Genomic DNA, 15698 nt, shown 5'->3' with positions numbered 1-15698 from the left:
ATGATACAGAGGTGGCCAGAATTCTGCAAGACAAGAATTCCATTTTCCGGGAGCACCCGCGGGGCCGAGGCAATAAAAACTAATAATTATCAAATGTTATTTCAGTGTATCGGCCTGTAACCGAATTGGCACAATGATTGCCCGTATACGCTCCGGATATCTTCAAACCGGCCCGAAGGGGCCTGACACCTAAGGGGGATGTAATGGGTATTTCACGAAGGCAGTTCCTGCAGGGAGGGGCGCTGGCCGGAGCGGCGCTGGCCCTTTCCGGCACGCCGGGGGAGGCGAGCGCCGATTCTCCGGACCTGCGCACCAAAGGGACCAAGGTCACCACGACCGTCTGCCCGTTCTGTTCGGTGGGCTGCGGCCTGATCGTCCATACCAAGGACGGCAAGGTCATCAACACCGAAGGAGACCCGCAGCACCCGATCAACCAGGGCTCGCTCTGTCCCAAGGGGGGCGCGCTGTTCCAGATCGCCAACAACGACAAGCGGCTCCAGAAGGTCATGTACCGGGCTCCCGGCTCCGACAAGTGGGAAGAGAAATCGTGGGACTGGGCCCTTGACCGGATCGCCCTGCGGATGAAGGAGACCCGCGACAAGACCTTCAGGAAGACCGAGCTCAACAAGAAGGACAACAAAGAATACGTGGTGAACCGGACCGACGGCATGGCCTTTTTCGGCGGCGCCGGCCTCGACAACGAGGAGTGCTACCTCTGGTCCAAGTTCGCCCGCGCCATGGGGGTGGGCCAACTGGAGCACCAGGCCCGATTATGACACTCCTCCACAGTCGCCGGTCTGGCGGCTTCGTTTGGTCGTGGCGCAATGACCAACCACTGGATTGACCTGAAGAACTCCGACGTCATCTTTGCCATCGGCTGCAACCCGGCCGAGAACCACCCCATTTCCTTCAAGTGGATCGAGGCGGCCCTGGACAACGGCGCCAAGCTGATCTCCGTGGATCCGCGCTTCACCCGCACCTCATCCAAGGCGGATATCTACGCCCAGATCCGTCCGGGCACCGACATCGCCTTCCTGGGCGGCATGATCAACTATGCCATCCAGAACAGGATGATCCACGAGGAGTACGTGCGCGAGTACACCAACGCCACGTTCATCGTTTCCGAGCAGTTCGACTTCCAGGACGGCATGTTCTGCGCCTTCGACGATCAGGAGAAGGTTTACGACCTCAAGTCCTGGGCCTATGCCACCGGCGCCGACGGCAAGCCCAAGCGCGACATGAGCATGAAGGACCCCAAGTGCGTCTACCAGCTCATGAAGAACCACTACAAGCGCTACGACATCGACACGGTCTGTGCCATCACCGGGACCCCGAAGGAGGACTACCTCAAGGTGGTCAAGGCATTCTGCGCGACGGGCCGGCCCGACAAGGCGGGGACCATCCTCTACGCCATGGGGATCACCCAGTCGACCCACGGCAGCCAGAACGTGCGGGCCGTGGCGCTGCTCCAGATGCTGCTGGGCAACATCGGCATCGCCGGCGGCGGGGTGAACGCCCTGCGCGGCGAATCCAACGTCCAGGGTTCCACCGACTACGGGCTCCTCTTCCACATCCTCCCCGGCTACCTGAAGTCGCCGGAGTTCGACAACGTGGACCTGAAGGCCTATGTCGAGAAGTGGACCCCCAAGACCAAGGACCCCAAGAGCGCCAACTGGTGGGGCAACACCCCCAAGTACACCGTGAGCCTCCTGAAGGCCTGGTACGGCGACAATGCCACGGCCGAGAACGACTTCTGCTATGACTACCTGCCCAAGCGGATGGGGAACTACTCCTACGTGAAGATCATGGAGAAGATGGGCAAGGGCGAGCTGGAAGGGCTCGTCTGCATGGGGATGAACCCGGCCGTGGGCGGTCCCGACTCCGTGGCGGCCCGCGAGGCCCTGGGCAAGCTCAAGTGGCTCGTCACCGCCGACCTCTGGGAGACCGAGACCTCCATCTTCTGGAAGCGCCCCGGCGTCGATCCCAGAACGATCCAGACCGAGGTCTTCATGCTGCCGGCCGCCTCGTCCATCGAGAAGGATGGCTCCATCTCCAACTCGGGCCGCTGGGCCCAGTGGCGCTACACCGCGGTGCATCCCCTCGGCGATTCCCGCAGCGACCTCCACATCATCGACGAGTTCTTCAAGCGGATCAAGGCCCTCTACCTGAAGGACGGGGGCGCCTTCCCCGAGCCCCTCACCACGCTCGCCTGGAACTACGGCACCGGCCACGAGCCCGACGTCCACCTGGTGGCCAAGGAGATCAACGGCTACTTCACCAGGGACGTCATCATCAAGGAGAAGGACAAGGTCCTGGAGTTCAAGAAGGGCGACCAGGTCCCGGCGTTCAAGTACCTGGCCGATGACGGCTCCACGGTATCCGGCTGCTGGATCTACTGCGGCTCCTACACCAACGAGGGGAACCAGATGGCCCGGCGGGACCCGTCCGACCCCACCGGCCTCGGCATGTTCCCCAAGTGGACCTGGTGCTGGCCGGTGAACCGCCGGATCATCTACAACCGCGCCTCCGTCAACCCGGCGGGCGAGCCCTTCAACCCCAAGCGTCCGGTCATCGCCTGGGACGCCCTGGAGAAGAAGTGGAAAGGGGATGTCCCCGACGGTCCCTGGCCGCCCATGAAGGACGACAAGGAAGGGAAGTACCCCTTCATCATGCTTCCGGAAGGGCATGGCCGCCTCTACGCCCTCGACATGAAGGACGGCCCGTTCCCCGAGCACTACGAGCCGGTGGAAAGCCCGGCCAAGAACCTTCTTTCAAAGGTCCAGACCAACCCGGTGGTCAAGGTGCCTTCGAACGTGTCCACCGACACCTCCAAGTTCCCCCTGATCGGTACCACCTATCGGGTGACCGAGCACTGGCAGGCCGGTGCCATGACCCGCAGCCTTCCCTGGCTCGTGGAGCTGGTGCCCGACATGTTCGTGGAGATCAGCGAGACGCTGGCGAAGCAGAAGGGGATCAGCCAGGGGGATATGGTGAAGGTTTCCACCGAGCGGGGGAGCATCCAGGCCAAGGCCCTGGTCACCAGCCGCCTCAAGCCCTTCAACGTGCAGGGCAAGCTGATCGAGCAGGTCGGCATGCCGTGGCACTTCGGCTATGCCGGCCTTGCCACCGGCGACAGCGGCAACGTCCTGACCCCCACCGTGGGGTGCGCCAACACCGGCATTCCGGAATTCAAGGCGTTCCTCTGCACCATTGAAAAAGGAGGTAAGGCCGCATGAGTGCCGGAGCCATCGACTATTCGAAAACCAGGACGTTCCTGATCGATACCACCAAGTGCACCGGCTGCCGCGGCTGCCAGGTGGCCTGCAAGCAGTGGAACCAGTTGAAGGCCGAGACTACGACCTTCTTCACCGGCGAGGGGTACCAGAACCCGCCGGGCATGAGCGAATTCACCTTCACCCGGGTGAAGTTCAAGGACTACCAGAAGCACGGCCAGAACGAGTTCGCCTTCTACAAGGAGATGTGCATGCACTGCAACGACCCCGCATGCGCCTCCGTCTGCCCCGTGGGTGCCTTCGAGAAGACCGCCGAGGGGCCGGTGGTCTACCATTCCAAGAAGTGCATCGGCTGCCGTTTCTGCATGGTGGCATGCCCCTTCGGCATCCCCAAGTACGAGTGGAGCAAGGCGTTCCCCCTGGTCAAGAAGTGCACGGGCTGCTACAGCCGGGTGAAGAACGGCCTCGATCCCGCCTGCGCCACGGCCTGCCCCACGGCCATAACCTACGGTCCCCGGGATGAGATGATCAAGGAGGCCGAGAAGCGGATGTCCGCCCGGCCCGACCGTTACGTGAAAGTGGTCTACGGCAAGGAAGAGGCCGGCGGCACCACGGTCCTCTACCTGACCCAGCAGCCCCTGGACGAGCTCGGCTTCAAGCCGGTCACCAAGCGACCGCTGCCGTCCTACACCTGGCAGGCCCTGCGCCTCGTGCCGGGGATCTTCCTGACCGTGGGCGGCACCCTCTCCCTCATTACCTGGTTCCAGCACCGCAAGGACCGGGTCCGGAAGGAAGAAGAGGAGCAGAAGAACCGCAAGGAGGGGAACCAATGACCGCAGCACGCATCGTCATCAATGAAATAAAGGGATACCACCGGTTCATCAAGTTCCTGATGGTCCTGGTGGGTGCGGCGGCCGTGGCCTCCGCGGTCCGCTTCATCTTCGGCCTGGGCGCCACCACCAACCTGAACGACCTCTACCCGTGGGGCCTCTGGATCTCCTTCGACGTGGTCACTGCCGTGCCCCTGGCGGCCGGCGCCTTCACCATCGGCATCGTGGCCCACGTCTTCCACATCAAGAAGCTGGAGCCCCTGGTCCGGCCGGCCATCGTCACCGGGTTCCTGGGCTATTCGCTGGTCTGCGTCGGGCTGCTGCTCGACCTGGGCCAGCCCCAGCGGGGGCCGTACGTTCTCTTCAACTGGAACGTCCACTCCCCCATGTTCGAGGTCTCCATGTGCGTCATGGCGTACACCACGGTCCTCTTCCTGGAGTTCCTCCACCCGGTGAGCGAGCGGTTCGGCTGGCACATCCCGCTGCGCCTGCTGCGGACCCTGGAGCTGCCCTTCGCCATCCTGGCTGCCATGATCTCCACGCTGCATCAGTCGACCCTGGGGACCTTCTTCCTGATCGCCGTCGACAAGCTCCACAACCTCTGGTACAATCCGCTGCTGCCGCTGCAGTTCTGGCTTTCGGCTATTTTCACCGGTCTCTCCATCGTCATCTTCGAGGCGAGCCTGGTCCATAAGTATATGGGGCAACCGGACGAGTCGGACCTGCTGGCCACGCTGACCAAGATCATCCCCTGGATCATGGGGGTCTACATTGCGGTCAAGGCCTACGCCCTGGCGTTCCTCTCCCACGGCCCGCTCTTCGACCGGCCGGTCCTGACGGCCCTCTTCAGCGTGGAGGTGATCGTGGGTCTGCTGATCCCCTTTGCCATGTTCCTCACCAAGCGGATCAGGACCGACAAGCAGATGCAGCTCCGGGCCGCTTCCCTGGTGATCATCGGCCTCATCCTGAACCGGTTCAACGTCTCCATGTTCGCCATGCACCAGCCCGGTCAGCCCGTGTATTTCCCGAACTTCATCGAGTCGGTGGTGACCATCGGCATCATCGCGGCCCACATCCTCTTCTTCGTGCTCATCGCCAAGTATTTCCCGATCTTCGAGCACCACCCCGAAGCCACCGACTACACCATCCCCGACCGTTTCCGCAAGATCGAGAAGCACGGTCACGGGGCGGCGAGCGAGGCGTAGTTCACGTAATCCAACGGCGCAGGGGCAATTCATGGATTGCCCCTGCAACCACGAGACCCCATGAAAACCATCCACATCTACACTAACGGCCGACTCGAAGAAAAGCAGGGCGATATCGTGCGGGAGTTTCCGCTGGTGCTCCAGGTGAACGGCCGGGAGATCGCCACTCTCATCGCATCTCCCCACGACCTCCGCTTCCTGGTGGCCGGGTTCCTGCGCAATCAGGGCTTTGTGGAGTCGGCGGCGGATTTCCACATGCTGGCCGTCTGCGAAGAGTTCGGCATCGCCAATGTCCGGGTCAGGCAGGAACTGCCCGAGCGGCTTAAGCCGGTCCTCACCAGCGGTTGCGGCACCGGCATCACCTTCACCCTGGAGACGGGGGGGCGGGAAGCAGCCGTGGCGCCATTGCCCGCCGTGGCACCGGAGGCGGTCTTCCGGCTCATGGAGGAACTGGCGCGGCAGGCCGACAACTACCGGAACCACGGGGGCATTCACTCGGCCGCCGTGGGGGACGGGGAGGGGAACCTCCTCCTCTGTGCCGAGGACATCGGCCGGCACAACACCCTCGACCGTATTGCCGGCGAGGCCCTGCTCAAGGGGATCGATCTGGCCGGCCGCATCCTGGTGACCTCGGGGCGCGTCTCCACGGAGATGGCCTCCAAGTGCGCCCGGCTCGGCATCGCCCTGGTGGCATCCCGCACCTCGGCCACCGATATGGCGGCGACTCTCTGCCACGAGGCGGGAATCTGCCTCCTGGGCTACGTGCGCGGAGGTAAGTTCACGGTCTATACCCACAGCGACCGGCTGCTGGTGCCGGAGCAGGCTGCGGCATCCCTGCCCGCGCAGGTGCCGAGGGGCAGGATTCCCGGCGTCACCGGCGTCATCCTTGCCGGCGGCCAGTCCAGCCGTATGGGGAGCAACAAGGCCCTTCTCCCCTATCGGGGCGGGCGTTTCATCGAATCGATCCACCGCCAGCTCTCCGAGTATTTCGACGAGGTCATCGTCGTCACCAACACGCCGGAGCAGTATGAATTCCTCCCGTGCCGGAAGGTGACCGACATTCACGAGGGAATGGGCGCCCTGGCCGGCATCCACGCCGGTCTCCACCATAGCTCCAATCCGGCGGCCTTTGTGGTGGCCTGCGACATGCCCTACCTCAATGGCGGCCTGATCCGCCACCTGGCCTCCATGGCCGATCCCGGCGGGGTCCTGATCCCCGAGAGCCCCACGGGCCTGGAGCCGCTCCACGCCGTGTACGGCAAGGGGTGCCTCGCCGCCATCGAGGCGACGCTCCTCTCGGGCCAGCGGCGGATCGTCTCGTTTTTCGGCAGGACCAATGTCAATCGCGTCAACGTGACCCAGGTAGCCGCGTTCGACCCCGAGTTCAATTCGTTCCGCAACATCAACACACCGACCGACTACTACCGCCTGAGGGAAATCGAGCGCGGCGAGGCCCAGCCCGCCCCGGCCGACGAGCGGGCCGAGGCGTCGGCGTAACGTTGTAACAAAAAGGAGGCAGAACCATGTTCGGATTCGGCATGCCCGAAATGATTATTATCCTCGTCATCGCCCTGGTGGTGTTCGGCCCGGCGAAACTGCCCCAACTGGGCCAGTCCCTGGGCGCGAGCATCAGGAATTTCAAGAAGGCGTCCCTGGAAGAGCCCGAGAAGATCACCGTAAAGGAAAAGGACGAGCACGCCTGACCCCGTAACCGCGCGCTCGCCGCAACCCAACCCGCCTCCGGCAACGGAGGCGGGTTTTTTTGTGCCCACCGCGACGGAATGACGCGAAAACCGTGGATATCAGTTGCTTTGTTGTTGTTTTGTAATCTTGAGGTTTGAGGGCCGTTGTGCGGGGTGTTGAAGAAAAAAACCAAATAAAACAATCTGTTAGCAATGAGCTACGCGATTGGTGGGACCAGCGGTGCACACTTGTAAAAAAATAGCCGTCATAATGATACAGGAGTTGCTTTTTTTGAGACAAAAATATACAGTGAAGTGAGACAAAATGACGCAATGCGGGAAAAGGTATACATGTCCTGTTGGGCACTCGATTCTGGATCGCACGTTTCATTCGTAATTAAATCGATATATTGTGTGTAATTTTATGGAGAGGCAAGCTTGTTTTGTTTTTGGCACATATGTTGATGTTTACGTTTTACGAAGAAGCCGAGTGTGTTATTTTTAATCATTGATGCAAACGATAGTGATTTCGTGCTGCTGACAATCACGCATCATACCGACAGGGGGAGTTATGGGAAAGGAAGCTGTGCTTCGCGGCGGCGTGTCGCGAAGGGATTTCATGAAGACCTGCGTTGCAGCCACCGCCATCATGGGGCTGCCCTACAGCATGCACGCAAAGGTGGCCGAAGCTGCCCAGAAGGGCGGCCGGCCGGCCGTGATCTGGCTCCACTTCCAGGAGTGTACCGGCTGTTCCGAGTCGCTCCTGCGTTCGAGTCACCCGGATGTTTCCGAGCTGATACTCGACATGATTTCGCTGGACTATCATGAAACCCTCATGGTCGGCTCGGGGCACCAGGCGGAGCAGTCGCTCCACGACTCCATGAAGGCGAACCACGGCACGTATATCCTGGTGGTGGAAGGTGGCATCCCCACCAAGGACAACGGCATCTACTGCAAGGTGGGCGGCAAGACCGCCGTGGACTCCCTGACCACCGCCGCCGAAGGGGCCGCCGCCATCATCACCATCGGCACCTGCGCCTCCTACGGCGGCATCCAGTCGGCTCCGCCCAACCCCACGGGCGCCGTGGGGGTCCGCGACCTGATCAAGAACAAGCCGATCGTCAACATTCCCGGCTGTCCGCCCAACCCCTACAACTTCCTCTCCACGGTCCTCTACTACCTGACCTTCAACAAGCTCCCCGAACTGGACGCGCTGGGCCGTCCCAAGTTCGCCTACGGCCGGAAGATCCACGAGCACTGCGAGCGCCGTCCTCACTTCGACGCGGGCCGTTTCGCCACCGCCTACGGCGACAAGACCCATGCCGAGGGGTACTGCCTCTACAAGCTGGGCTGCAAGGGGCCGGCGACATTCGCCAACTGCTCCGTCACCCGCTTCAACGACGTGGGGGTATGGCCCGTTTCCGTCGGCCACCCGTGCATCGGCTGCACCGAGCCGGATATCCTCTTCAAGAAGCCCATTGCCGAGAAGCTCCAGATCCACCTGCCCACGCCGCCCGACACCTATGCTCCGGCCGAACTGGGGCAGAAGGGTCCCGGCGTGAGCCCGGCGGCCACCGGCCTCGTTGGCCTGGCCGGCGGCGTAGCCCTGGGTGCCGGCGCCATGCTGGCCAAGAAGCTGCCCAGCGGGGAGGAAGGTCATGAAAAGCACGACTAGGCGCGATTTCCTCAAGATGATGGGGATGACTGGCGCCGCCTGCCTGGCGTGCGCCGCGCCCCTGTCTGCCTCCACGGCCCCGGTCGGCGAGAGCGAAACCGCCATCGCCATGCTTTACGACGCCACCAAGTGCGTGGGGTGCAAGGCGTGCATGGCGGCCTGCAAGCGGGTCAACATGGAGCAGAACAATCTCTCCTACGAGTACCTGCCCACCGACGGAGACAAACTCTGGGACGCCCCCAAGGACCTGTCCGGCGACACCCGCACGGTCATCAAGCTCTACAAGGAGTCCGACACCCGCTTCTCCTACGTGAAGCACTCCTGTATGCACTGCACGAAGCCCGGCTGCGTGTCCGCCTGCCCGGTCAAGGCCATGACCAAGGACCCGGTCACCGGCGTGGTGGCCTACAACAAGAACGCCTGTATCGGCTGCCGCTACTGCCAGGTGGCCTGTCCCTACAATATCCCCCGCTTCCAGTGGGACAAGGCGCTGCCTCAGATCGTCAAGTGCGATTTCTGCAAGGACACGAACCTGAAGGCCAAGGGGATGCCCGCCTGCAGCGAGACCTGTCCCGCCGGCGCCATTGCCTTCGGCAAGCGCACGGATCTCCTGGCCGAGGCCCACAACCGGATCAAGGAGAACCCGGACCGCTACATCCCCAAGGTTTACGGCGAGAAGGAGGTGGGCGGCGCCAACCACCTGTACCTGGCCGCCTTCCCGTTCCAGAAGCTGGGCCTGCCCGAACTGAAGGAGGAGTCGCCCGCCGCCTTTTCCGAGCATATCCAGCACACCATCTACAAGGGGTTCATCGCCCCGGTTGCCCTCTACGGGACCCTGGCGGCCATTGCCCTCAGGAACAAGAAGAAGCAGGAAGATCTCGGACACGGGGAGGACGATTGAGATGGGATCGCATCACGATGAATATCAGGTTCAGCCCGGCACGATCTTGACCCGGCCCTTCTTTATCCTCCTGTTCTTCGTCCTGGTGGGGCTGGCGCTCATCGCCTACCGGTTCTTCGCCGGCGTAGGCGCGGTTACCGGGCTGTCCGACGGCTACCCCTGGGGAATCTGGATCGCCTACGACGTGGCCACCGGCACCGCCTTCGCCTGCGGCGGCTATGCCCTGGCGCTGCTCATCTACATCATGAACCGGTGGAAGTATCACCCCCTCATCCGGTCGGCCATCCTGACCAGCGTGTTCGGCTACTGCCTGGCCGGCTTCTCGGTCATGGTGGACCTGGGCCGCTACTGGAACGCCTACGGCTTCTTCATGCCCAGCCGCTGGCAGGGCAACTCGGTCATGTTCGAGGTGGCCCTCTGCGTCATGTCATACTCCACGGTCCTGATCATCGAGTTCCTCCCGGCGGTGCTCTACACCCTGGAGCACAGCAAGTGGAAGTGGGTGCGCGAGTCGTCCCACTGGCTCTACGCGCGCCTGATCCCCGACACCGAGGGCTTCCGCAACGGCCTCGCCAACGTGAGCAAGGCGGCGGGCCACCTCCAGGTGCGGCTCGACAAGGTCCTCATCTTCTTCATCGTCCTGGGGATCACCCTGCCGTCCATGCACCAGTCGTCGCTCGGCTCCATGATGATCATTGCCGGCGAGAAGCTGAGCCCCCTGTGGCAGACCGGCTTCCTGCCGCTGCTCTTCCTGATCAACTGCATCTTCATCGGCTACTCCACGGTCATGTTCGAGTCGATCCTCTCCTCCTTCGGCTTCAAGCGGGCCTATGAGGTGCACGAGCTGTCCGGCATCGCCCGGATCGTGCCGTGGGTGGCAGGGCTCTGGATGGCGATCCGCTTCGGCGACCTGATCTGGCGCAACCAGATCCCCACCATCCTGACTTTTGACAAAAACGCTCTGTTCTTCCTCCTGGAGGTGCTCCTGATCGGTGGCGGCGCCTTCATGATGCTGTCGCGCAGAAACCGGCTCTCCCCGCGGCTCCTGTTCCTGAGCGGCGCCATCCTGATGCTCGGCGGCGGGCTCTACCGGTTCAACGTCTACCTGATCGGCTTCAATCCGGGCGAGGGGTGGAGCTATTTCCCCTCGGTGGCGGAATTCCTCATCACCGTGGGCATCATCGCCATCGAGATCCTCGGCTACCTGACCCTGGTGAAGATTTTCCCGGTCATGCCGAATCCGAAGAAGCACTTTGCCGAAGAGGGCAAAGAGGTGGTGGGGGAGACTGCCGGCCGGGTCGCTCCCGGCGGCGTGTACGCAGGAAAATAATGGGCAGCGGCCGGCGGCCGGGGATACTCTCAGGCCGCCGGCCGCTCCGCGTCGAACGCATACATTTCATCTCTGGAGGAATACATGTCCAAACGCATCACCATAGACCCCATCACCCGGATCGAGGGGCACCTGAGAATCGATGTGGAAGTGAACGGCGGCCAGGTTTCCAAGGCCTGGTCCTCGGCCCAGATGTGGCGGGGCATCGAGACCATCCTCAAGGGGCGCGATCCCCAGGATGCCTGGTCCTATGCCCAGCGCTTCTGCGGCGTCTGCACCACGGTGCATGCCATCTCGGCCATCCGTACCGTGGAGAACGCCCTGAACGTGGAAGTGCCCCTCAACGCCCAGTACATCCGCAATATCATGATCGCCCAGCACTCGGTGCAGGATCACATCGTTCACTTCTACCACCTGTCCGCCCTGGACTGGGTCGATATCGTGTCCGCCCTGAAGGCCGACCCGAAAAAGGCCTCCTCCATCGCCCAGAGCCTGTCCGACTGGCCCGGCAACAGCGAGAAGGAATTCAAGGCGGTCCAGGACAAGCTCAAGGCGTTCGTGGCCAGCGGCCAGCTCGGCATCTTCGCCTCCGGCTACTGGGGCCATCCGGCCATGAAGCTGCCGCCCGAGGTGAACCTGATCGCCGTGGCCCACTACCTGAAGGCCCTGGACTACCAGCGCCGGGCCTCCCAGGCCGTGGCCATCCTCGGCGGCAAGAACCCCCACATCCAGAACCTGGTGGTGGGCGGGGTCGCCACCGCCGTGAACATGGAGAACATCGCCACCCTCAACATGGAGCGGATCGCCTATCTCCGCACCCTGATGGAGGAGACCCGCGACTTCGTCCAGAAGGTCTACTACCCGGATCTGGTGACCATCGCCTCCTTCTACAAGGACTGGTTCTCGCACGGCGCCGGCGTCACCAACTACCTGGCAGTCCCCGAGTTTGCCGAAAATACCCGCAACACCAAGTTCGCCCTTCCCGGCGGCACCGTCTATGGCGGCGACCTGGGCACCTTCAAGGCAATCACTACCCATCAGGATGCGGCCCTCATCCAGGGTATCACCGAGGGGGTGGCCCACGCCTGGTACGAAGGCTCCGCCTCGCTCCACCCGTGGGACGGCGAGACCAAGCCCGCATACACCGATTTCCAGGATAACGGCAAGTACACCTGGTGCAAGTCGCCGCGCTACAACGGCAAGCCCATGCAGGTCGGGCCGCTCGCCCAGGTCATGGCCGCCTACGCCACCGGCCACCCCAAGGTCAAGAAGCTGGTGGACGACGCGGCCGCAAAGCTCGGCATCGGCCTCAAGGACATCCACTCCACCATGGGGCGGCTCTTCTGCCGGGGTGTGCGCGCCCACGTCATGGCCGACTACTCCCTCGAATACCTGGACAAGCTCGTGGCCAACATCGGCAAGGGCGACACCACCTACGCCAACCATACCGAGATCCCCGACGGCGAGTACCGGGGAGTCGGCTTTCACGAAGCGCCCCGTGGTGCCCTGTCCCACTGGATGGTCATCGAGAAGAAGAAGATCAAGAACTTCCAGGCCGTGGTTCCGTCCACCTGGAACGCCTCGCCCCGGGACGAGAACGGCCTTGCCGGTCCCTACGAGGCATGCCTCGTGGGCAACCCCGTGGCCCAGCCGGACAGGCCGCTGGAAGTGCTGCGCACCGTCCACTCCTTTGACCCCTGCATCGCCTGCGCGGCCCACACCATCGATCCGACCGGCAAGGAGATCACCACGGTCAAGGTCCTGTAGTACATCGAGACGCAGGGGCAATTCACGGATTGCCCCTCCAGTGCGAGGAATCGAATGAGAACCCTTATTTTCGGCGCCGGCAACCTGATCCTCACCGACGAGGGCTTCGGCGTCCACTGCATCAACCACCTGGAAGAGAACTACGTGTTCCCGCCCGAAGTGGAACTGTACGACGGCGGCACCCTGGGGATCATGGTCACCCACAAGATCGAGGAGGCCGACCGGGTCATCCTGGTGGATACGGTGGAAACCGACGGCAACCCGGGCGACGTCTTCCGCTACGAGAAGGAAGACATCATGCTCAACCGCCTGCCGGTCAAGCTGTCGCCGCACCAGATCGGCATACAGGAAATGCTCTACATCAGCGAGATGCGCGGGGCCTGCCCGGACCGGATCAGCCTGCTGGGGGTCATCCCCTCTTCCCTGGACCCGGGGAGCGAGCTCTCGCCGGCCCTGAGCGAATGCCTGCCCCGGGTGGCGGGGCTCATCGTCGACGAACTGCGCTCCCTCGGACACGAGGTACGCGAACGGAACTGAGCCGCCCCCCAGGGGAGCGGCAGAGCGCCGGACCCGGTGCCGGCGGGAGGATCGCACCATGTTTGGATTCGGAATGCCTGAATTGATCATCGTTCTCGTCATCGCCCTGGTGGTGGTGGGGCCGTCCAAGCTGCCCCAGCTCGGGCAGGCCCTGGGCAGTAGCATCAAGGGGTTCAAGAAGGGAATGAACGAAGACGACGTGAAGGTCATCGACAAGACCAACGAGGCCTGATCGACGGGGCAGGCCATGGAAGCGGGAGGTGCGTCATGCCGACGGTCATCATTGGTGCAGTGGCGCTGTTCGCGGCAGGAGTGCTCTTTTCTCTGCCCTGTGGGCACCACGTCTACGGGCTCGGCGGGATATTCCTCGGCGCGCTGCTCGCCTGTGCCACGATCCTGACGGAGAGCCGGGCCCTTTCCGATTCCTGGTCCCGGTTCAGGACCAGGGGGAGCGGCGAGGTCTGACACCCGAAACCCTGAGAGCCGGGGCGACGATGGGGCGTATGTGCTCCGTCGGGCTCCCTGACACCGCGGAACAGTGAAAACGGCCGGGTGAGGCGGCAACCTGCCGGATGCGCGGTCGTCCGTCCGCTGATGTCATAATAAACGAGAGGGGCCCCGGGGCCCCTCTCGTTTATTTTATCCCGGCCGTTACCGTGGCGCCCGGACGGGATCAACCCCGGTGGGGCTCCGCCACCGACCTGATGACCCCGAGCACCGTCTCGCGGGAGAACGGTTTGGGGAGGAAATCGCTGGCCCCTCCGTCAAAGGCTGCGCGGATCACCTCGTCGCAGGCGTAGGCGGTCATCATCACCACGGGGAGGGCAGGGCGCAGTTCTTTCACCCGATGAAGGATCTGCAGCCCGTCGGCATCGGAGAGCCGCATGTCCTGCAGCAGCAGGCTCGCGTCCCCGGGGGCACCCCCCTCGATCCGAGCCAGCAGGCTCGTCCCGTTGCCGAAGGTCTCGACCCTCAACCCTGCCGCCTCGATCATCTTCTTGAGGTAGCGCAGCATTCCTTCTTCGTCGTCACAGATCAGTACGGAACCGCCGAACATGACGTCCTCCATGACTTGCGTGTGGTCAATTCTGGACCGCGTACCGGACAAAATGTCACACCCGGTCCAGGAACCCCGTGCGGCACCGTGGGCCGAGCCCCATGCTCGGCCGCGGTCGAGGGCCATTTCCCGTGGTACCGGCGCCGCGATGCCGCACGGCAGGTGTGTAGTAACAAAAATGGTGCCAGATGCGGCGGCGCCTCTGCCTTCCTCCCCCCGATCCCCATGCCTGACCAGTGTAGCAGACCATCGCACGCGGGCAATGAGCGGGCGCGTATACGCGGGCAGCAGAGGAGGCCGCTCCGGCGGCAGGCCAGCGCTGCGCACCGGCATCCGGCGACTGCGTCAGGATTCGCCCCCGAACCGGTACTCCACGGTGCGCGGATGATCGGTCGCGCCGTTGTAGCTCCGCTCCACGAAGGTGCACCGGCCGTTGCGGTCCATGAGGATCACCGTGGACGAGCGGGTGCCGTAGGTGGGGCTGGTGATGAAGAGGGGGGAGAGGAGGCGCTCCCAATCGAGGCTGACCCCCGTGTCGGGCAGCAGGTGGTCGGGTGCGGGGGTACGGTCGGCCAGGATGGCGAAGAGGTCGTCCACGGCCGGGTCGTCCGCTGTTGCCAGGAGTCGCGCCAGGGCATCCCTGCCCCGCGCCACCTTGGGCCAAGGGGTGTCGAGCAGGTGGTTGGAAAGGCCGTGGATGCCCGGCGCCAGGGGAGATGCGACCGCGCCCCGGTTCGAATGGTAGTGAAGCCCGTTGCCGTCGCCGAAGATCAGGTTGAAGCCGTTGTAGTCGTGTCCGTCCCGCTGCAGATGCTCCAGCCACCGGGCCGGTGTCGCGTTCCCGGCCAGGAAGCCGGCAGCCAGCTCACCCCGCGAGCGCGCACCCACCCGATGGGTCCCGGGGTCGCGGTAGTTGGTTACCGCGGCGATCCTGCCGTCCCCGGTCACCCCGCACCAGGTGCCGTTGGCCGTCAGGTCACGTCCGGCCAGGACGTGGGGTGCATCGTCCCAGAAGGCGGCCGGGGCCGTGGGGCGGGCATAGAACTCGTCCCGGTTGGCGGCCAGCACCAGGCGATAGCGCGGATGGGCATCGAGGGCAAAGAGGATCAGGCACATGGTTGGCTCCTTCGTGCGCGGGGCATGGCTGGCGGTCACGGGTGGCTCGCCGGCCGTTTCAGGTGATAATGATAGCGTGTCCGGAGGGCACTGTCATGGGGCTGGATATCTTCCCGCCCGGCACCGCCCTGGAAAAGCATATGGCATTAGATGCAATCATATGCTAGTAGAAACAGGCAGCGTGAATCTGATGCATCTTTCCAGCCGCTCGGCAGCGAGGGGGGCCGCTGAGTGGTCCCCTTGGCGGCCTGTGCCTGATTTGCTTGACGAATCTGCTGCTTGTCATTGCCCGGCACCACTGATATTGTGATGAAAAATCAGAGGCTGTTGCAAAACTGCTGCGGGACCAGTTCCGCAGCAGTTTT

The 15698-nt window shown here is 63.3% G+C and carries 14 protein-coding genes; 12 read left to right on the top strand and 2 right to left on the bottom strand.

Annotation, left to right across the window (positions count from 1 at the left end; translation table 11 throughout):
- Positions 1-203: 203 nt before the first annotated feature.
- The 12 genes from fdnG (at position 204) to AC6CDK_RS10340 (ending at position 13625) form a co-directional block, all read left to right on the top strand.
- Positions 204-3236 carry a formate dehydrogenase-N subunit alpha gene (gene fdnG, locus AC6CDK_RS10395; RefSeq protein WP_082021153.1) on the top strand — a complete coding sequence of 1011 codons (3033 nt, stop codon included), beginning with the start codon at positions 204-206 and terminating at the stop codon, positions 3234-3236.
- Positions 3233-4066, top strand: coding sequence for a 4Fe-4S dicluster domain-containing protein (locus AC6CDK_RS10390; RefSeq protein ID WP_066357842.1), 834 nt, complete (start codon positions 3233-3235; stop codon positions 4064-4066). Before fdnG ends, AC6CDK_RS10390 begins: the two co-directional genes overlap by 4 nt.
- Positions 4063-5268, top strand: coding sequence for an NrfD/PsrC family molybdoenzyme membrane anchor subunit (gene nrfD / locus AC6CDK_RS10385; protein WP_066357839.1), 1206 nt, complete (start codon positions 4063-4065; stop codon positions 5266-5268). The genes AC6CDK_RS10390 and nrfD overlap by 4 nt, the downstream gene beginning before the upstream one ends.
- Positions 5269-5328: 60 nt before the next feature.
- Positions 5329-6765: a formate dehydrogenase accessory sulfurtransferase FdhD gene (fdhD, locus tag AC6CDK_RS10380; RefSeq protein ID WP_496639822.1), complete on the top strand. Its 1437-nt coding sequence runs from the start codon at positions 5329-5331 to the stop codon at positions 6763-6765.
- A gap of 26 nt (positions 6766-6791) precedes the next feature.
- Entirely contained in the window at positions 6792-6971 is a 180-nt protein-coding gene (locus AC6CDK_RS10375) for a twin-arginine translocase TatA/TatE family subunit (RefSeq protein WP_039646282.1), read from the top strand.
- Positions 6972-7521: 550 nt separating this feature from the next.
- Complete coding sequence (locus AC6CDK_RS10370) at positions 7522-8625, top strand: hydrogenase small subunit (protein WP_039646281.1); 1104 nt, start codon at positions 7522-7524, stop codon at positions 8623-8625.
- Positions 8609-9526, top strand: coding sequence for a hydrogenase 2 operon protein HybA (gene hybA / locus AC6CDK_RS10365; protein WP_066357837.1), 918 nt, complete (start codon positions 8609-8611; stop codon positions 9524-9526). The genes AC6CDK_RS10370 and hybA overlap by 17 nt, the downstream gene beginning before the upstream one ends.
- A gap of 1 nt (position 9527) precedes the next feature.
- Positions 9528-10856, top strand: a complete 1329-nt coding sequence (gene hybB, locus AC6CDK_RS10360) for a Ni/Fe-hydrogenase cytochrome b subunit (protein WP_192906024.1) — start codon at positions 9528-9530, stop codon at positions 10854-10856.
- 84 nt (positions 10857-10940) lie between these two features.
- Positions 10941-12623: a nickel-dependent hydrogenase large subunit gene (locus tag AC6CDK_RS10355; protein WP_039646276.1), complete on the top strand. Its 1683-nt coding sequence runs from the start codon at positions 10941-10943 to the stop codon at positions 12621-12623.
- A 54-nt stretch (positions 12624-12677) separates the two neighbouring features.
- Entirely contained in the window at positions 12678-13160 is a 483-nt protein-coding gene (locus AC6CDK_RS10350) for a HyaD/HybD family hydrogenase maturation endopeptidase (RefSeq protein WP_039646274.1), read from the top strand.
- A 58-nt stretch (positions 13161-13218) separates the two neighbouring features.
- On the top strand, positions 13219-13392 hold the full coding sequence (gene tatA / locus AC6CDK_RS10345) for a twin-arginine translocase TatA/TatE family subunit (protein WP_039646272.1): 174 nt from the start codon (positions 13219-13221) through the stop codon (positions 13390-13392).
- Positions 13393-13427: 35 nt separating this feature from the next.
- Complete coding sequence (locus AC6CDK_RS10340) at positions 13428-13625, top strand: hypothetical protein (RefSeq protein WP_039646270.1); 198 nt, start codon at positions 13428-13430, stop codon at positions 13623-13625.
- Between the two features lie 208 nt (positions 13626-13833).
- On the opposite strand, the gene AC6CDK_RS10335 is transcribed toward AC6CDK_RS10340, so the two are convergent.
- Complete coding sequence (locus AC6CDK_RS10335; protein WP_192906025.1) at positions 13834-14217, bottom strand: response regulator; 384 nt, start codon at positions 14215-14217, stop codon at positions 13834-13836.
- A gap of 345 nt (positions 14218-14562) precedes the next feature.
- A complete protein-coding gene (locus tag AC6CDK_RS10330; protein WP_192906026.1) occupies positions 14563-15333 on the bottom strand; it encodes an NRDE family protein in 771 nt (256 codons plus the stop codon).
- Between the last annotated feature and the right edge of the window lie 365 nt (positions 15334-15698).

Source organism: Geobacter sp. PheSNFMC, assembly GCF_059620965.1.
Note: the sequence above shows the minus strand (reverse complement) of the source record. Positions and strands in the feature narration are given on the sequence as shown.